17 protein-coding genes are annotated in these 16,694 nt (G+C 68.7%); 9 read left to right on the top strand and 8 right to left on the bottom strand.

The window, feature by feature from the left end; all coding sequences use genetic code 11:
- Positions 1–62 precede the first annotated feature (62 nt).
- Positions 63–1,229 carry a cation diffusion facilitator family transporter gene (locus QWY80_RS06605; RefSeq protein ID WP_290229944.1) on the top strand — a complete coding sequence of 389 codons (1,167 nt, stop codon included), beginning with the start codon at positions 63–65 and terminating at the stop codon, positions 1,227–1,229.
- Positions 1,230–1,270: 41 nt separating this feature from the next.
- Here the strand turns inward: QWY80_RS06605 and QWY80_RS06600 are convergent, their stop codons facing one another.
- Genes QWY80_RS06600 through QWY80_RS06590 form a run of 3 tightly spaced genes read right to left on the bottom strand, consistent with a single transcriptional unit; the run spans position 1,271 to position 2,770 of the window.
- Positions 1,271–2,044 (bottom strand): ADP-ribosylglycohydrolase family protein, encoded by a 774-nt coding sequence (locus QWY80_RS06600; RefSeq protein ID WP_290229943.1) that lies wholly within the window; start codon positions 2,042–2,044, stop codon positions 1,271–1,273.
- A gap of 21 nt (positions 2,045–2,065) precedes the next feature.
- Positions 2,066–2,335 (bottom strand): hypothetical protein, encoded by a 270-nt coding sequence (locus QWY80_RS06595; protein WP_290229942.1) that lies wholly within the window; start codon positions 2,333–2,335, stop codon positions 2,066–2,068.
- A 15-nt stretch (positions 2,336–2,350) separates the two neighbouring features.
- Positions 2,351–2,770: a SpoIIAA family protein gene (locus QWY80_RS06590; protein WP_290229940.1), complete on the bottom strand. Its 420-nt coding sequence runs from the start codon at positions 2,768–2,770 to the stop codon at positions 2,351–2,353.
- 160 nt (positions 2,771–2,930) lie between these two features.
- Here QWY80_RS06590 and QWY80_RS06585 point away from each other — a divergent pair, with 160 nt between their 5' ends.
- From QWY80_RS06585 to QWY80_RS06570, 4 genes are all read left to right on the top strand, one after another.
- Positions 2,931–4,310 (top strand): CHAD domain-containing protein, encoded by a 1,380-nt coding sequence (locus QWY80_RS06585; RefSeq protein ID WP_290229939.1) that lies wholly within the window; start codon positions 2,931–2,933, stop codon positions 4,308–4,310.
- A 73-nt stretch (positions 4,311–4,383) separates the two neighbouring features.
- Positions 4,384–5,154, top strand: coding sequence for a pseudouridine synthase (locus QWY80_RS06580; RefSeq protein ID WP_290230265.1), 771 nt, complete (start codon positions 4,384–4,386; stop codon positions 5,152–5,154).
- Positions 5,155–5,158: 4 nt separating this feature from the next.
- On the top strand, positions 5,159–6,007 hold the full coding sequence (tcdA, locus tag QWY80_RS06575; RefSeq protein ID WP_290229938.1) for a tRNA cyclic N6-threonylcarbamoyladenosine(37) synthase TcdA: 849 nt from the start codon (positions 5,159–5,161) through the stop codon (positions 6,005–6,007).
- 53 nt (positions 6,008–6,060) lie between these two features.
- Positions 6,061–6,285: a DUF1653 domain-containing protein gene (locus tag QWY80_RS06570; RefSeq protein WP_290229937.1), complete on the top strand. Its 225-nt coding sequence runs from the start codon at positions 6,061–6,063 to the stop codon at positions 6,283–6,285.
- A gap of 72 nt (positions 6,286–6,357) precedes the next feature.
- On the opposite strand, the gene bfr is transcribed toward QWY80_RS06570, so the two are convergent.
- The 5 genes from bfr to lptF all read right to left on the bottom strand — a co-directional run bounded on the left by bfr (position 6,358) and on the right by lptF (position 9,938).
- The gene (bfr, locus tag QWY80_RS06565; protein WP_290229936.1) at positions 6,358–6,840 is read right to left on the bottom strand and encodes a bacterioferritin; all 483 of its coding nucleotides are present in this window, start codon (positions 6,838–6,840) and stop codon (positions 6,358–6,360) included.
- Positions 6,841–6,994: 154 nt separating this feature from the next.
- Positions 6,995–7,201, bottom strand: a complete 207-nt coding sequence (locus QWY80_RS06560; RefSeq protein ID WP_290229935.1) for a (2Fe-2S)-binding protein — start codon at positions 7,199–7,201, stop codon at positions 6,995–6,997.
- Between the two features lie 87 nt (positions 7,202–7,288).
- Positions 7,289–7,780 (bottom strand): RDD family protein, encoded by a 492-nt coding sequence (locus QWY80_RS06555; RefSeq protein ID WP_290229934.1) that lies wholly within the window; start codon positions 7,778–7,780, stop codon positions 7,289–7,291.
- Positions 7,781–7,794: 14 nt separating this feature from the next.
- Positions 7,795–8,859 (bottom strand): LPS export ABC transporter permease LptG, encoded by a 1,065-nt coding sequence (lptG, locus tag QWY80_RS06550; protein ID WP_290229933.1) that lies wholly within the window; start codon positions 8,857–8,859, stop codon positions 7,795–7,797.
- Positions 8,856–9,938, bottom strand: a complete 1,083-nt coding sequence (gene lptF, locus QWY80_RS06545) for an LPS export ABC transporter permease LptF (protein ID WP_290229932.1) — start codon at positions 9,936–9,938, stop codon at positions 8,856–8,858. Before lptF ends, lptG begins: the two co-directional genes overlap by 4 nt.
- A gap of 121 nt (positions 9,939–10,059) precedes the next feature.
- Between lptF and QWY80_RS06540 the strand changes: the two genes are divergently transcribed.
- The 4 genes from QWY80_RS06540 (at position 10,060) to QWY80_RS06525 (ending at position 16,424) form a co-directional block, all read left to right on the top strand.
- Positions 10,060–11,580, top strand: a complete 1,521-nt coding sequence (locus QWY80_RS06540) for a leucyl aminopeptidase (protein ID WP_290229931.1) — start codon at positions 10,060–10,062, stop codon at positions 11,578–11,580.
- 158 nt (positions 11,581–11,738) lie between these two features.
- Positions 11,739–12,839: a branched-chain amino acid aminotransferase gene (locus tag QWY80_RS06535; protein ID WP_290229930.1), complete on the top strand. Its 1,101-nt coding sequence runs from the start codon at positions 11,739–11,741 to the stop codon at positions 12,837–12,839.
- Positions 12,840–13,009: 170 nt separating this feature from the next.
- On the top strand, positions 13,010–13,456 hold the full coding sequence (locus tag QWY80_RS06530; RefSeq protein ID WP_290229928.1) for a DNA polymerase III subunit chi: 447 nt from the start codon (positions 13,010–13,012) through the stop codon (positions 13,454–13,456).
- Between the two features lie 130 nt (positions 13,457–13,586).
- Positions 13,587–16,424 (top strand): valine--tRNA ligase, encoded by a 2,838-nt coding sequence (locus QWY80_RS06525; RefSeq protein WP_290229927.1) that lies wholly within the window; start codon positions 13,587–13,589, stop codon positions 16,422–16,424.
- Positions 16,425–16,694 lie beyond the last annotated feature (270 nt).

The raw sequence follows: 16,694 nt of genomic DNA, 5'->3' as shown, positions 1-16,694 counted from the left end.
CCATTTAGCAGGCTAAGACCCTGCCCACGGTGTCAACCCGAGGTAGCGTTCCAGGATCCGCTATGCAAACGAACCCCGACAAGCATCAGGCCACCCGCCGCGTCACCTTCCTGTCGCTCGGGGTGAACACCCTGCTGGGCATCGTCAAGATCATCGTCGGCTGGATCGTGGGCTCCGCCGCCCTGGTGGCCGACGGGCTGCACTCTTTCTCCGACCTGGTCACCGACGGCTTCGTGCTGGCCGCCTCGCACTACGGCCACCAGGGGCCCGATCACGACCACCACTACGGCCACGGCCGCATCGAGACCCTGGCCACCCTCTTCCTGGGCAGCGTGCTGATCTTCGTGGCCGGCGCCATCGCCTGGTCCAGCCTGGAGCGCCTGCTCTCCGCCGCCGAGATCCCGCCGCCGGGCTACTGGGCCATCCTGCTGACCGCCTTCGCCCTGCTGACCAAGGAGTGGCTCTTCCATCTCACCCGTCGCGTGGCCCGGCGCATCGGCTCCAAGATGCTCGAGGCCAATGCCTGGCACCACCGCAGCGACGTGCTCTCCACCGGGGTGGTGATGGTGGCGCTGGTGGGCAGCCAGTTCGGGGCCGCCTGGATCGATACCCTGGCCGCGGTGGTGGTCGGCCTGCTGGTCGGCAAGGTGGGCTGGGACCTGCTGTGGGAGTCGGGCCGCGAGCTGGTGGACACGGCCCTGCCCGTGGCGACCCAGGAGGGCATGCGCGAGGTGGCGATGAGCGTGCCCGGGGTGGAGGGCATCCACGACCTGCGCACCCGTCAATCCGCCGGCCACACCATGCTCGACCTGCACGTGGTGGTCTCGCCGCGCATCAGCGTCTCCGAGGGCCACGAGATCGGCAACGAGGTGAGCCGGCGCCTGCGCCGCGCCTACCCGGCCCTGACCGACCTCACCTTCCACATCGACCCCGAGGACGACGCCGGCGAGGGGGATCCCAGCCGTTTCCCCGGGCTGCCGCTGCGTCCCGACGTGGAGGACGCCCTGGCCCGACGCTGGGCGACCCTGGACGTCTGGCAGGAGATCCGCGACCTGGAGCTGCACTACCTGGAGGGCGAGGTGATCGTGGTGGTCTGCCTGGAAGAGAAGTCCCCCTTCGACAGCGCCGAGGTCATCCGCCGCCTCGAGGCCCGCGCCAGCGACATCGACTGGTTCTCCCACGTGGAGGTGCGCCGCCTGGCCCACGCCACCGTCCCATCCGCCTCCTGACCCTCGCTCCCGCACGGGCGAAGCCGGCGACAGAACCCACCTCAGGCCGCTGGAAAACGGGCCTGGAAGGCCTCCACCACCGCGCATAGCTCCGGCGTCAGCCGCGTCAGGGTCTCGTGTCGAAGGTCCTCGGGCAGCCCGCCATGGAAGGCCTCGGCCATGGCCCCCGCCATGCACGCCTGGGTATCCGCGTCGCCACCCAGCGAGACGGCGTTGCGGATCGCCGCCTCGACGCTCTCCGCCTCCAGGAAGGCGATGATCGCCGGCGGCACCGAGCCCTGGCAGGAGACGTCGAAGCGGTACCCCGGGCGGATCTCGTCCAGGCGCCGGGAGAGGTCGTAGCCGAAGCGCGCCTCCACCTCCTCGCGCAGGCTCGCCTTGTCGGCGCCCTGGCGCGCCAGGAAGATCACCGCCGCCACGGCCTGGGCGCCGCGGATGCCCTCGGGGTGGTCGTGGGTGACCTCGGCGCTGCGCCGCGCCAGCCACAGGGTCTCGTCCAGCGTCTGGGCGGCGAAGCCCACTGGCGGCACCCGCATGGCCGAGCCGTTGCCCCAGCTGTGGTAGGGTCGCCGGTCACGGCTCGCCGCCCAGCGCATGAAGCCACCGCCGAAGCCGGCATCCGGGTAGCGGTGGAAGTAGTCGTGGAAGGCATCGACGAAGTCGCCGCCCGAGAGCAGCACCTCCGCCACCGCCACGCAGAGCACGCTGTCGTCGGTGAAGGTGCTGTGCGGCGTGAACAGGGGAAAGTCCCGGCGCTTGGTTCCCCGCCCCTCATGCACCGAGCCGATGATATCGCCGGCAATGGCGCCGAGCATGGTGACCTCCTGGGCTATCGATCACTCCTCATAGGGCTCATCCGAGCGTGGAGCCTGGGGCGCCTGCTCGTCCAGGGACTGGCGATACCTGATGCAGCCCCGCATGAACTCCGGCCATTCCGGCACCACCGGCAAGGGATCCGTTCTCTCGGGCAGCAGGCACCAGAGCGCCGGTTGATGCCAGCAGAGGTCGTGCCCGCTGCAGTCCCGGTGCTCGCGGATCGCCTGCCGCAACTTCTTGACCTCGCTCAGCAACTCCTCGCGCGTCATCTCGGCCAGATCTTCATCCACGACACCCTCCCGGGCTCACGCCCCGTGGTAGCCATCCTCCTCCGGCTCGTCGCTGGCGCCGCTGGGCAATTCGCCGACCCAGGCCATGGCGGCGTCGCGTTCGCGCCGGGGGAAGGTGCGGATCTCCAGGGTCCTGAACAGCCGCTCCTCCAGGTGGGCGATGTGCTTGATCCACTCCTTGTCGGTGATCACTGCGACACGGTAGTAGTGTTCGAGGTCGCCGAGCTGGGTCAGGCCATAGCCGATGTCCCTGATCAAGGCGGTCAGCGTCATCCAGCGCAGGTCGTCGAGCTCGGCCACCATGCTGACCCGTTGATGCGCCTGCTTGGCGGCCTCGAGGGCGTCGATGGCGCGCTGCAGCTCCTGCGCGGTCACGGTACCTCCGGCCTTCATCGCCACGACGTGGTCCGCCGGGTGGGGAATGAGTTCCAACATGGACGGTCTCCTGGGATCGAGGGAAACGAAACGCCTCGCTGACTTTCAGCATAGCGCGGCCACCCTGCCGGGGCCCACGGGACGGTTCACAATAGCGTCACCATCTGCGCGCTAGACTGTCATGGGAGCCGAGCACCATGTCACGACCGCGAAGTCGCCCATGAAGCATCTCTACCTGATCCGCCATGCCCGCGCGAAGCGGGCCGGCGACGTCGACGACCACGGGCGCCCGCTGAGCGGCCGCGGTCGGCGCCAGGTGGCCGCCATGGCGGAACCGCTGCAGCGCCTGGGCGCCTTCGACGGCGAGGTCCATGTCAGTACCGCCGTCCGCGCCAGAGAGACGCTGATGGGGCTGGATGCGGCACTGCCCGAGCTCGGCCTGGCCGGCCGGGCCCACTATCACGAGGCACTCTATGCCTTCGAGGAGAAGTCGCTGCGCCGGTGGCTCAAGGCCACCGCCCCCGACGCCGACCACCTGGCCCTGATCGGCCACAACCCGGCCCTGCTGGAGCTCGCCCGGCGACTATGCCCCCAGGCGGCGCAGTGCCTGCCCACCGGAGGCTTGCTGCACCTCGCCCTGCCCATCGCCACCTGGCAGGAGCTCGGCCGCCGGCACGGCGAGGTGCTCCACTGCCTCACGCCGCGGATGGCGAGCCATGCCCTCTTCCGGCGCCAGGCACCGGCGCCTCCCGCCCTCGACGGCCTGGGAACCCGGCATCGCGTCATTACCCAGCTCGAACACCAGTACCGCATGATCCGGGCCCTGGAGCAGGGCGTCGCCGCGGGCCAGGACCCCGAGTTCCTGCACCAGTACCGGGTCAACCTGCGTCGCAGCCGGGCCCTGGCCGAGACCCTGCTGGCCATCGTCGAGGTCGCGGGCCTGAATGGGGCCCTGAAGGGGCTCAGGCGACGCGCTCGGGCCACCAGCGAGCTGCGCGACCTCGACGTCTTCCTGGATGGCCTGGATCACCGCCCCCCACCTGAAGCCGGCCCCGCCCTCACGCCCCTGGTCGCCTGGCTCCACGAGCGAGCCCGTGAGGCCCGCCGCGAGCTCTGTCGCCAGCTGCGGCGCCGGGCCTATGCCCGGGACATGCTGGCATGGCGGGACGCCATCGCCTCCCAGGAGCTGGCCGGGGCGCTGTCCGGCCTGCAGGAGCACCAGATCGACGGAGTGCTCGAAGAGCGCCTGGCCCGGCACGATGCCCAGGCGCTCTCGCTGACCGAGGCCTCGACGGATGCGGCACTGCACAAACTGCGCAAGCGGGTGAAACGCATCCGCTACCTGGCGGAACTCTCGCCGGAGCGGCATCGGCACCTGCTCGAACGCCTCAAGGAGCGACAGGCGCTGCTCGACGACTTTCAGGACCTCTGCACCCAGCTCGACTGGCTCGACACCTTCGTCGCCTCGTCGGCGGGCCCGGAACTGCCGGACGCCTCGCACCAGGGGCTGGAGCACTGGCTCACCACGCTGCGCGTACGCAAGGCCGAGCTGCGCCTGGCGATCCTGGCCCTCCCGCCACTGGGCCAGGGGGCACGCTGAGGCCCCGGCGGGATGACAAGCCGGCGCCTGGCGGCGACAATGGCCGCCCTCCACGAGTGGATCGGATGGCATGATGGATGACCTGCGGATACTCCATGGCGACGAGCACCTGGTCGTCGTGCACAAGCCGGCGGGGCTGCTGGTGCATCGCACCGCCCTGGCCCGCGGCGAGCGCGACTTCCTGGTGCAGCGCCTGCGCGACCGGCTGGGTCGGCGGGTCTACCCGGTGCATCGCCTCGACCGCCCCACCTCCGGGGCCATGGTCTTCGCCCTGTCGCCGGAGATTGCCGCGTGCCTCGGCGAGGCCTTCAGCGGCCGCGGGGTGGCCAAGCGCTACCTGGCGGTGGTACGCGGCATCGGCCCCGAGGCCGAGCGTCTCGCCTACCCGCTGCGCGAGGAGGACGGCCGACGCCCCAAGGCGGAGATGCCGGCCCAGGAGGCCATCACCGAGGTGCGCCGCCTGGACAGCGTGGAGCTGCCGGTACGGGTGGATCGCTACCCCCAGGCCCGCTACTCGCTGATGGAGGCGCGCCCGCTCACCGGTCGCCGCCACCAGATCCGCCGCCACCTGTCGCGGCGCGGCTATCCGATCATCGGCGACGCCAAGCACGGCAAGGGCAACCACAACCGCTTCTTCGCCGAGCGCCTCGACGCCCCGCGCCTGCTGCTGGTCGCGGTGGGCCTGGCCTTCGAGCATCCGGTGACGGGCCGGCGCCTGGCCATCGACTGCGCCCCGGACGCCACCCTCGCGGCGCTGCTACAGCGCCTCGGCTGGGCCGGTCACCTGCCCGTGGATGCCATTCACCACGCCCCGCAAGTCTCGACCACTGCCGCCATTCCCTGAGCCCATGACCGACTCCATCGCCCCCTCCCCCGCCAGCTCCTTCCAGGACGACCATGCCCTGCGCTTCGGCGGCATCCGCCGGCTCTACGGCACCCGCGCCTATGAGCACTTCCGGCGCGCCCACGTGGTGGTGGTCGGCGTGGGCGGCGTGGGCAGCTGGGCGGTGGAGGCCCTGGCCCGCTCCGGGATCGGCAAGCTGACCCTGATTGACCTCGACGACGTCTGCGTATCGAACGTCAACCGCCAGTTGCACGCCCTGGACGGCACCGTGGGCCGCCCCAAGGTGGAGGTGCTGGCCGAGCGCTGCCGGGCGATCCAGCCGGGCATCGAGGCGGTGGCCGACACCGCCTTCGTGACCCCCGGGAACCTGGCCCAGCGCATCCCCGAGGACGCCGACCACCTCATCGACGCCATCGACAGCGTGGCGGCCAAGGCGGCGCTGATCGCCTGGTGCCGACGGCGCAAGTTGCCGCTCACCGTGACCGGCGCGGCGGGTGGCCAGACCGATCCCACCCGCATCCGGGTGGCGGACCTGGCGCGCACCGAGCACGACCCCCTGCTGGCCAAGGTGCGTGCCCGGCTGCGCCGCGACTACGGCTTCTCGCGCAATCCCAGGCGGCGCTTCGCGGTGGAGTGCGTCTACTCCGACGAGCAGCTGGTCTATCCGAGCGGCGACGGCGAGGTGTGCCTGCAGAAGCCCGGCCACGGCGAGGCGATGCGCCTCGACTGCGCCTCGGGCTTCGGCGCCGCCACCTTCGTCACCGGCGGCTTCGGCTTCGCGGCCGCCTCGCGGACCCTGGCCCGGCTGGCCAGGCAGGCCACCAGGGACCACACTGCCTCAGACCGGGGGTGACCCCCGCCATCGCCATCCGGGGCCGTCCCGGCCCCGCCGACCTGGAGCCCACCATGACCCAGCCGTTACCCGTCCCCGGTATCTACTACCACTACAAGGGCAACCGCTACGAGGTGCTCGGCGTGGCCCACCACAGCGAGACAGAGGAGCCGCTGGTGGTCTATCGCGCCCTGTACGGCGACTATGGCCTCTGGGTGCGGCCCCTCGACGACTTCACCGAGCTGGTGGAGGTGCAGGGCGAACCGGTACCCCGCTTCGACCTGGAGAAGGCCTTCTAGCCAACAACGCGACACCGGCGCCACGTGGGCGCCGGTGCGGAAAGGCATGCTGGCGGAATCGCCGGGCGGGAATCACTCCTCGCCGGCCTGCTGCATCTGCTTCTGCAGGTAGTTCTCGAGGCCAACCTTGTCGATGAGGCCGAGCTCGGTCTCGATGTGGTCGATGTGCTCTTCCTCGTCGGCCAGCAGGTCACGCAACAGATCGCGGGTCACATAGTCCTTGACCTGCTCGCAGTAGGTGATCGCCGCGATGTAGTCCTTGCGGCCGTCATGCTCGATCTGCAGGTCGCACTCCAGCATCTCGCGCACGTTCTCGCCGATGTGCAGCTTGCCGAGGTCCTGCAGGTTGGGGATGCCCTCGAGGAAGAGGATGCGCTCGATCAGCTTGTCGGCGTGGACCATCTCCTCGATCGACTCGTCGTACTCCCACTTGGCCAGCTTCTGCAGGCCCCAGTCCTTGTACATCTTGGCGTGCAGGAAGTACTGGTTGATGGCCACCAGCTCGTTGCCCAGGGCGCGGTTGAGATGTTCGATGACCTTGCTGTCGCCTTTCATGGATTCGCCTCTCGCAATCGTCGGGGGAGATGACTGAAAGCTTGGCACGCCGTGAGAAGCTTGCCAAACACTGAGTGACAGTCTAGACGAATCTCAGAAAAATCCAATGAAATCAGCGCCCTGATAACGCCAACAAGAATGATCGCGATTGCCGTCAAACGGCGTAGGCGAGCTCGTCGGCGGTCATCAGCAGTTCGTCCTTCACGGCCTCGCGGGTGATGTCCTTGCCCAGGCAGGCACACTTGCCGCACTGGGTGCCACAGCCGGTCTCGGCCTGGACCTCGCGCCAGTTGCGCGCGCCGTCCTCGACGGCCCGGCGGATGCGGTGGTCGGAGACCCCCTTGCAGATGCACACGTACATGCCTGTCACCTCGCGTTCGATTGCGAGGAATAATGTAAATGATTCGCAAAGGTCATTGCAAGCCACTTGCCGACCAAAGTCTGATGCCTACCATCCCCGCCGTGACTTCCCCGCCCGGGGCAGCACCACCACCCGGGTGCCGGAGGCGATGTCCGACCAACTGCGCCGCTCGCGATCGACCAGGATCCACAGGTAGCCGAGCCCCAGGGCCGCCACCGAGAGCCAGGCCACCAGGTAGCGGACCAGGCTCTGGCACAGGGTGATGGAGTAGCCGTCGCGGGTCTGCACCCGCAGGCGCCAGGCCTGCATGCCCAGGGTCATGCCCCCGCGGCACCAGCAGAAGGCGAAGAAGGCGAAGGCGGCGGCGAGCATGGCCAGGCGCAGCGACAGTACCTGAACGAGGCCGGTGCCCACCTGCTCTGCCGACAACCCGATCAACTGGCGCACCACCAGGAGGTGCAGGCCGGCCACCAGGATCCAGAGGGCGGCGACCAGGAAACCGTCGTAGAGCATGGCACCGAGCCGGCGGGCGAGTCCCGCCGGCCAGGCGTCGTCGAGATTGCCGAAGCGTCGCTGCATGGGAAGTCCTTGACTCAGGCGGTACGCCGCAACAGGTAGAGGCCCAGGGCGGCACAGATCAGGGTCGGCGCCAGCACCGCCCAGGCGGGGGAGAAGCCGAACACCGTGGAGGCCGGCGCCAGCAGGTCCTGCAGGTACTTGAACACCAGGCCGGTGACCACGCCGTAGAAGACCCGGGTGCCGGCCGCCACGCTGCGCAGCGGTCCGAACACGAAGGAAGCCGCCACCAGCACCAGCGAGGCCATGGTCAGCGGCATCAGTATCTTCTGCCAGAAGTGCAGCAGCGGCAGGGTCGCCTGCTGCCCCTGGCCCCGCAGGTAGTGCGCATAGGCCCACAGCTCGCTGGGTGCCTGGCTCTCGACGTCGCGCAGCAGGCGCGACAGCTGTGCCGGCGTCAGGGCGGTCTCCCAGGGCTGGCGATCGAGGCGCTCGGCCTCGGTCCGGCCCTCCTCGAAGCGCGTCACCGCCACGTCCTCGAGCTCCCAGCGCCCCTCCCGCCAGACGGCGCGCTCGGCGCTGGTCGCCTCGCGCAGCTGCTGCCCCTCGAAGCGGTAGCGGGTCAGGTCGAGCACGGTGTCGTCGGCGCGGATGGCGCCGAAGCGGTAGAAGCTGTCGCCCTCGCGTTGCCAGCCACCGCTCTGGGTGACCACGGCCCCCGTCCCCTGGATCTTCTCCAGCCGCCAGGCGTTGGCGAATTGCTCGGTGCGCGGGCTGACGAACTCGGCCACCAGCAGCAGCACTACCACCACCAGGATGATCGGCTTCATCGTCCCCCAGAGGATGCGCGCCAGCGAACGGCCTGCGGCGCGCATCACGGTGAGCTCGTTGCTCGAGGCCATGCTGCCCAGCCCCACCAGGGCACCGATCAGCACCGCCACCGGGGCGTACTGGTAGAGCCGCCAGGGCAGCCGCATGAGCAGGTAGAGCAGCACCTGGAAGGCGCCGTAGTCGCCCTCCACGTCGCCCAGGTCGTTGATGTAGGTGATGACCAGGTCGAGCCCCAGCAGCACCAGCTGCACCACGATGATGGCGGCCAGGACGTTGCGCGCCAGGTAGCGGTCGAAGCGATCGGCGATCATCCGGCCATCCCCCGGCGCTGGGCACGCACCGTCATGATCAGGCCCAGGGCCAGGAAGGCAGCGTGGATCGGCCACATGCCCAGCGCGGCCGGGAAGCGACCGCGACCGATGGCGTCCAGGGTCGCCAGTAGCAGGCTCAGGTAGGCCACGTGCAGGAAGATCGCCGGCAGCAGCTTGGCGAAGCGCCCCTGGCGCGGATTGACCCGGGACAGCGGCATGGCCAGCAGGGTGAGGATGAACACCATCAGCGGCATCCCCAACCGCCACTGCAGCTGGGCCTGGGCCCGCGGCGCGTCATCACCGAGCAGCGCCGCCGTGGTGGCATACTCGACGGCGTCCGGATCGCCGGCCACCTCGGCGCGGGAGAGGCGCACCGCATAGGTGTCGAACTCCAGGCGCTCGGCCTGGTGGCGACCGGGCTCGACGCTGTAGCGCTCGCCGTCGGCGAGCACCAGGAAGCGGCTGCCGGTCTCGGGGTCCAGGGTCTGGTAGCCGGCCTCGGCGCGGGTCACCACGCTCTCCGGCGTGCCATCGCTGCGGCGTTGGCGCTCGCTGATGAAGACTCCGCGCATCTCGCGGCCGTCCTCGCTGAAGCCCTCGGTGTAGGCCGTGCGCCCGCTGCCGAACTCCTGGAAGCGCCCCGGTCCCAGGGTCGTGAAGTCCACCCGGCTGCGCTGGTCCTCGAGCAGCCGCTCGGTCTGCAACGCCCCGGTCGGGGTCAGCCAGAGGCTGCACAGGCCCACCAGCAGCGCCACCAGGGTCGCCGGCACCAGGCTCACCTGCAGCAGCCGGTTGGGACTGGTGCCACAGGCCACCAGCACGGTGATCTCGCTGTTGAGGTAGAGCTGGCCGTAAGCGAGCAGGATCCCCAGGAAGAAGGCCAACGGCAGGATCAGTTCGAGGAATCCCGGCAGGTGGAGCAGCATCAGGGTACCCAGGATATCCACCGGGATCTCGCCCTCGGCGGCGTTGCTGAAGTAGCGGATGAAGCGGCTACCCATGATCACCAGCAGCAGCACGCCGGCGACGGCGGCCATGGTCAGCAGGATCTCGCGGGTCAGGTAACGAAAGATGATCATGTGGCGGCTGCCATGCAATGGGGCCATGCCTTGGGTACACTGGGGTGACACGGCGACGTGCCGGCATTATCCAGAATCCCTCTTCGACTTGTAACCCCAACGCTTGTCTTGTGGAGACGTCATGGAATTCCCAGTAAAGACGGGTAATCCCGCCAAGATCGAGACCGCCTGTCTCGTCATCCCGGTGTTCAAGGAGGCCGAGCTGCTGCCCACCGCCGCCCGCCTCGACGACGCCAGCGAGAAGCTGATCGGCCAGCTTCTGGAGCGCGGCGACTTCGACGCCAAGCTGGGCAACGTACAGCTGATCCCCTTCGCGCCGGGGCTGGGGACTGAACGCCTGCTGCTGGTGGGCCTGGGCGAGCGCGACAAGTGCCAGGAAGCGGGCTTCCGCAAGGCCCTGGACGCCGCCCTGGGCGCCCTGGCGGGCCTGCCCGTGGACGACTGCGTCATGGCCTTCACCGAGGTGCCGCTGGCCGAGCGTGACGTCGCCTGGAAGGCACGCATGGTGGCCGAGGCGACCCACCGCACCCTCTATCGCTTCGACGAGTTCAAGTCCGAGAAGGCCCCCACCCCACGCCTGGAGCGGGTCACCCTGCTGGTCAGCGAGGACGGCGACGCCGCGGCCGCCGGCGAGGGCGCCCGTATCGGCGATGCCGTGGGCGAGGGCATCGACTACACCCGCACCCTGGGCAACCTGCCGGCCAACGTCTGCACCCCGCGCTACCTGGCCGACCAGGCCGAGGCACTGGGCCAGGCCTCCGGCGGGGCGCTGGAGGTGGAGATCCTCGACGAGGAGGCCCTCGAGGCGCTGGGGGCCAATACCCTGCTCTCCGTGGGCCGCGGCAGTGCCGAACCCTCGCGGCTGATCGTCATGAAGTACCAGGGCGCCGAGGATCCCGACGAGGCGCCGCATGTGCTGATAGGCAAGGGCATCACCTTCGATACCGGCGGCATCTCGCTCAAGCCCGGCGAGGCCATGGACGAGATGAAGTTCGACATGTGCGGTGCGGCCAGCGTGTTCGGCACCGTCAAGGCCACCCTGGCGATCCGCCCGAGCATCAACCTGGTGGCCATTGTCGCCGCCGCCGAGAACATGCCCGACGGTCGCGCCACCAAGCCCGGCGACATCATCAAGACCCTCAAGGGCCTGTCGGTGGAGGTGCTCAACACCGACGCCGAGGGTCGCCTGGTGCTGTGCGACGCCCTGACCTACGCCGAGCGCTTCGAGCCGGCCAGCGTGGTGGACATCGCCACCCTCACCGGCGCCGCCATCATCGCCCTGGGCCACCACGCCTCCGGACTGCTGTCCAACGACGACGACCTGGCCCTCGACCTGCTCGAGGCCGGCGAGACCGCCTGGGACCGCGCCTGGCACCTGCCGCTGTGGGACGAGTACCAGGAGCAGCTCGACTCCAATTTCGCCGACCTGGCCAACATCGGCGGCCGCCCGGCGGGTACCATCACCGCCGCCTGCTTCCTCTCGCGCTTCGCCGACACCTTCCCCTGGGCGCACCTGGACATCGCCGGCACCGCCTGGGCCTCCGGCAAGCAGAAGGGCGCCAGCGGTCGTCCGGTGGGCCTGCTGACCCAGTATCTGCTCGACCGTGAGGCGGACGCCAGTGTGGAGACCGAGGCCTCCTGACCCCTGCTCCCCATGGAGGGGTTGCCTTTTTGCGGCGGCGACTTTCTCATGGGGACTGACCGACGAATCGATGTCCCGGGCCGGCCGATGCCGGCCCGTGGTTCCCTTACTACCCCGGGGCGGGGAGAGCGCCCCGGGTGCAGCGGAGACCCCTTGCCGTGTCGACAGACAGCTTCGAACTGCTACCCAATGCCCATCCCACGGCCGATGCCATCCGCGAGGACATCCTCGCCAATCCCGGCTTCGGCCGCCACTTCGCCGACCATATGGCCCACGTGCGCTGGACCCTGGACGCCGGCTGGCACGGCCGCGAGGTGCGCCCCTATGGCCCGCTGACCCTGGACCCGGCCGCCGCCGTGCTGCACTACGGCCAGGAGATCTTCGAAGGCATCAAGGCCTACCGTCACGCCGACGGTTCCGTCTGGACCTTCCGCCCCGAGAAGAACGCCGAGCGCTTCCGCCGCAGCGCGCGTCGCCTGGCGCTGCCGGAGCTCTCCGACGCCGACTTCATCGGCTCGCTCAAGGCGCTGCTCGCCCAGGACCACGCCTGGGTGCCGACCCCGGCCGGCGAGGCCGACGAATCGAGCCTCTACCTGCGCCCCTTCATGATCGCCAGCGAGAAGTTCCTCGGCGTGCGTCCGGCCCACGAGGTGGACTACTACGTGATCGCCTCGCCGGCGGCGGCCTATTTCAAGGGCGGCGTGGAGCCGGTGTCGATCTGGCTCTCCAGCCACTACAAGCGCGCCGCCCCCGGCGGCACCGGCTTCGCCAAGTGCGGCGGCAACTACGCCGCCTCGCTGGCCGCCCAGAAGGAGGCCGAGAAGCACGGCTGCGGCCAGGTGGCCTTCCTCGACGCCCGCGAGAACAAGTGGCTGGAAGAACTGGGCGGAATGAACCTGTTCTTCGTCTACCAGGACGGGCGCCTGGTCACCCCGCGCCTCACCGACACCATCCTCGAGGGCGTGACCCGCGACTCGGTACTGACCCTGGGCCGCGACGAGGGCCTGACCCCCGAGGAGCGCCCGATCAGCATCGACGAGTGGCATGAGGGTGCCGCCAGCGGTGAGATCACCGAGGTCTTCGCCTGCGGCACCGCCGCGGTGATCACCCCGGTCGGCGAGCTGGTCACCGAGGAGGACCGCATCCGGCTGGCCGGCGCGGACGGCAACCCCATCGCCAAGCGCCTGCGCACCAAGCTGCTCGACCTGCAGTACGGCCGCGCCGAGGACACCCACGGCTGGCTGACCCGGTTGACTTGATCCACTGGTAGCTTTCTTCCGTTCTCATACGCCGACGGGGCGCCGGGGACAGGGCGAAGAGGGGGTCCTATGCCAGGGATGGCATCGGTAGCGCCCAGGGAAGGGTTCACAGCGCCCCCTCGCAGCCCTGTCGCCGGATCAGCCCCGACTACCACTGTCTGGCGAGTGCCATGACCCAAGTCGATTTCTACGTCTTACCCGACACCACGCTGGAAGCGCGCCTCGACTTCGCCTGCCGGCTGGCCGAGACCATCCAGCGCAAGGGCTACCGGCTGCACCTGCACGCCGAGGACGAGGCCATGGCCAAAGAGCTCGACGAGCGGCTCTGGACCTTCCGTGGCGATGCCTACGTGCCCCATGCCCTGGCGAACAGCGAACATGCCGGGGCGGTACCGGTGACCCTGGGCTGGGAGGCTCCCCCCGATCCCGACGCGTCCGTCCAGGCCCTGCTCAACCTCTCGCCGGGCATCCCCGAGTGGTTCTCGCGCTTCGAGCGGGTCGCCGAGATCATCAACCAGCACCAGGACGTGCTGACCGCCAAGCGCGAATGCTGGCAGACCTACCGGAAGCGCGGCTACCCGGTGAAGGCCCACCAGTTACGCGGCCAGTCGAGCTGACGTTCGAGGCCCCGACAGGCTATAATCGGGGCCATTTTTCAGCATATCCTGACGCAATCCCGCCCCTCGGCCGGCGGCGCCCCCGGTGGGCCCGACGCCGAGTGCGCCCATTTCTGGACCCGGAACGCCCATGGACAAGACCTACCAACCCGAGCAGATCGAATCCCGCTGGTACGAGCGCTGGGAGGCCGACAACCGCTTCGCCCCCTCGGGCCAGGGCGAGCCCTACTCGATCATGATCCCGCCGCCCAACGTCACCGGTAGCCTGCACATGGGGCACGCCTTCCAGGACACCATCATGGACACCCTGATCCGCTGGCGGCGCATGCAGGGCCGCAACACCCTGTGGCAGGTGGGCACCGACCACGCCGGCATCGCCACCCAGATGCTGGTGGAGCGCAAGGTCGCCGCCGAGGAGGGCAAGAGTCGCCATGACCTGGGGCGCGAGACCTTCATCGACAAGGTGTGGGAGTGGAAGCACGAATCCGGTGACCATATCACCCGTCAACTGCGCCGCATGGGCGCCAGCGTCGACTGGAGCCGCGAGCGCTTCACCATGGACGACGGCTTCTACAAGGCGGTGCAGGAAGTCTTCGTGCGCCTCCATGAAGAGGACCTGATCTACCGCGGCAAGCGCCTGGTCAACTGGGACCCGACCCTGCACACCGCCATCTCCGACCTGGAGGTGGAGAACCGCGACCAGCAGGGCCAGTTCTGGCACTTCCGCTATCCGCTGACCGATGGCGTGAAGACGGAGGCGGGCCACGACCACCTGGTCGTCGCCACCACCCGCCCCGAGACCCTGCTGGGTGATACCGGGGTGGCGGTCAACCCCGAGGATCCACGCTATGCCTCCCTGGTGGGCAAGTTCGTGGAGCTCCCCCTGGTCGGCCGACGCATCCCCATCGTCGCCGACGAACACGCCGACATGGACAAGGGTTCCGGCTGCGTGAAGGTCACCCCGGCCCACGACTTCAACGACTACGAGGTCGGTCGCCGCCAGGACCTGCCGCTGATCAACGTCTTCACCCAGGACGCCGCGATCCTCGAACGCGCCGAGGCCTTCGATATCCAGGGCCGGCCACTGCCGGACATCGACCCGACGCTGCCCGAGGCCTACGCCGGGCTCGACCGCTTCGAGGCCCGCAAGCGGATCGTCGCCGACATGGAGGCGGCGGGACTGCTCGAGCAGGTCGAGACGGTCAGCAACACCCTGCCCTATGGCGACCGCTCCGGCGACGTCATCGAGCCGCTGCTCACCGACCAGTGGTTCGTCGCCGTGGAGAGCCTCGCCAAGCCGGCCATCGAGGCCGTGGAGAAGGGTGACATCCAGTTCGTGCCGAAGAACTACGAGAACATGTACTTCTCGTGGATGCGCGACCTCCAGGACTGGTGCATCTCCCGCCAGCTGTGGTGGGGCCACCGCATCCCCGCCTGGTACGACGCCGAGGGCAACGTCTTCGTGGCCCGCAGCGAGGCCGAGGCCCGTGACAAGTACGGCCTGCCCGAAGACCTCGAGCTGGCTCAGGACGAGGACGTGCTGGACACCTGGTTCAGCTCCGGGCTGTGGACCTTCGGCACCCTGGGCTGGCCGGAGCATACTGAGGAGCTGGCCACCTTCCACCCCTCGAGCGTTCTGGTCACCGGCTTCGACATCATCTTCTTCTGGGTCGCGCGGATGATCATGCTGACATGCAAGTTCACCGGCGAGGTGCCCTTCAAGCAGGTCTATGTCCACGGCCTGATCCGCGACGGCCAGGGTCAGAAGATGTCCAAGTCCAAGGGCAACGTCCTGGATCCCATCGACCTGATCGACGGCATCGACCTGGACAGCCTGGTCGAGAAGCGCACCGGCAGCCTGATGCAGCCGCAGAAGGCCCAGGCGATCGCCAAGGCCACCCGCGCCGAGTTCCCCGAGGGCATCGAGCCCCACGGCACCGATGCGCTGCGCTTCACCTTCCTCTCCCAGGCCACCACCGGGCGCGACATCAAGTTCGACATGGGCCGCCTGGATGGCTACCGCAACTTCTGCAACAAGCTGTGGAACGCCTCGCGCTATGTGCTGATGAATGCCGAGGGGCAGGACACCGGCCTGGGCGACGCCCCCGTGGAGCTGTCGCTCGCCGACCGCTGGATCGTCTCGCGCCTGCAACAGACCGAGGCCCAGGTGACCCGTGCGATGGAGGAGTTCCGCTTCGACCACGCCTCCCAGGCGCTCTACGAGTTCGTGTGGAACGAGTACTGCGACTGGTACCTGGAGCTCTCCAAGCCGGTACTCTGGGACGACAACGCCAGCGCGGAAGCCAAGCGCGGCACCCGCCGCACCCTGGTCCGCGTGCTGGAGGCGATCCTGCGCCTGGCCCACCCGATGATGCCCTACATCAGCGAGGAGATCTGGCAGCGCGTGGCGCCGCTGGCCGGCGTGGAAGGTGAGTCGATCATGGTCCAGCCCTGGCCGCAGGCCGAAGACGACAAGATCGACGCAACGGCCACCCACGATATCGAGTGGCTCAAGGGGGTGATCGTGGCGGTGCGCAACATCCGCGCCGAGATGAACATCGCCCCGGGCAAGCCATTGGATGTGCACCTGGCCAAATGTGATCAAGAGGATCTTAGGCGTTACATCCAGAATCATCGTTTCCTGATGAAGCTGGCGAAACTCAACTCGATCGCTCCTCTCGACGAGTCAAAAGAGGCGCCGCTGTCGGCGACGCAACTGGTCGGCGATATGGAAGTCCTGGTGCCCATGGCCGACCTGATCGACAAGGAAGCAGAGCTCCAACGCCTCGCCAAGGAGATCGACAAGCAGGAAAAATTGATCGGCGGCATCGAGAAGAAGCTCGGCAACGAGAACTTCGTGGCCAAGGCCCCCGAGGCGGTGGTGGAGAAGGAGCGCGGCAAGCTCCAGGAGTACCAGGCCGCCCGCAACCTGCTGGTGGAACAACGCGACAAGATCGCCGCGCTGTGAGGGGTTCCATCCCCCGATGATGCTTCCAGGCCCGGCCCATGCAGTCGGGCTTTTTCATGCGCCACCTCCGCGAAATATCGCGTCGCATGATGGTGGCTCGGAAACGACAAAACCCCAGCCTCTCTCGAAGCTGGGGTTTCTGAATTTGTGCCTGACGATGACTGGGCCGTAACCGCCCGGTGAACACACCTTACACGGAAGGCCCTGGCTGGCGACATTAGGTGCCCATCTATTGTTACGTGGGCACCTATTCATGACTCCCCCAAGCAC

Source organism: Halomonas ramblicola, assembly GCF_030409215.1.
Classification (GTDB): domain Bacteria; phylum Pseudomonadota; class Gammaproteobacteria; order Pseudomonadales; family Halomonadaceae; genus Halomonas; species Halomonas ramblicola.
This window is presented reverse-complemented; position numbering and strand designations above follow the sequence as displayed.